Annotated in this window: 1 protein-coding gene and 1 pseudogene; both read right to left on the bottom strand. The window is 32.9% G+C overall.

The features are described from left to right. Positions 1-210 precede the first annotated feature (210 nt). Positions 211-564: an SUMF1/EgtB/PvdO family nonheme iron enzyme gene (locus BLQ00_RS17400; RefSeq protein WP_244881806.1), complete on the bottom strand. Its 354-nt coding sequence runs from the start codon at positions 562-564 to the stop codon at positions 211-213. A 32-nt stretch (positions 565-596) separates the two neighbouring features. Further along, positions 597-1175: pseudogene (locus tag BLQ00_RS17690) on the bottom strand (hypothetical protein); the annotation flags it as partial.

The following is a 1175-nucleotide window of genomic DNA, read 5'->3' as shown; positions in this document are numbered from 1 at the left end:
CAACGGGTTTGTATAATAATTGTAGCGTTTGGCGCAGCGCGATGCTGGCAGCGGCGACACCTTTTGAGTTCCTTGTTTAGTTCCAATTATTCGGAGCTGCGTGAGACTCAGAAAGGCAAGCTAGTTCATATTGTTCCGATAACTAAAGTAGTAATTTTTGATTACTAAACACGAAGTAATTATGGAAAAGCTATGATTATTGATGCATTGTTAGCTACCGTTACGAACGCTAAATAATTTTTGACTGGCAATGTTTCTAAATCCTGTCCATGCATTTGGGCCTTCGAATGGTAAATCTTTTTCAATTTGATTATCGGCTAACTCATTTTTCCAATTACCGCCTTTCGCAAGGCCATCATGAGAGATTAGTTCAGAAACATTTCCTATTGTATCAAATAATCCATAAATATTTGGACCAAATACCTTTACTGAACATGTGGCATCTGTACATTTTATTTTATTTTTTAAAGTTTTTGAGCGTGAATCTAACTGAAATTCTTTTGTATTGTATAGATAATTATATTTACGCATTGTTTTTGTGGTTTTCCTTCCAGTTAAGTCAATTCCATTTGGATAATTTGAGTTTCCGCCGGCAACTAGTTCCCATTCACCTTTTGTCGGTATTTTTTGTATTCAGTAACTAAAATATCTTCTTTTGTTATTATCCAGTCGAAATCAGAATTTAAATATCTATCAATTGTGAAATAGTTGTCTTTTGAATAAGTAAATTCATTTTTAATTAACCCTTTCTTTATTAATATTAATTGTGCAACTCGATTGGTTCTCCATTCACTATATAGATTCGCCTGCTCAAGAGATATTCCAACTACAGGATAATCACCATAATCAGGATGGGTAAAATAATCTTTGCCAAATTCAATCGAGAATTTTGTATTATCCCACACGGATTTATCTATTTGAATTTTTTTAAACTCATCGGAATTTTCCCCAAATATTTCTTGGGTCCAGTCCATAAATTCTAGATACATAAGATTGGTCGCTTCTGTCTCATCTGCATACAGATTGTCTTGAATAAATATGAGTCCTGGACCCGTAATAAATTCATATTGTTGTCCATCAATTATCAAATATCTCTCCGAATCACAAGAAGAAGTAAGACTAAATAAAAAAAATAAAAATATTCTATAGATCATTTTAGTAATGGTAGCTAACGG

This window comes from Ulvibacter litoralis (assembly GCF_900102055.1).
Classification (GTDB): Bacteria; Bacteroidota; Bacteroidia; order Flavobacteriales; family Flavobacteriaceae; genus Ulvibacter; species Ulvibacter litoralis.
Note: the sequence above shows the minus strand (reverse complement) of the source record. Positions and strands in the feature narration are given on the sequence as shown.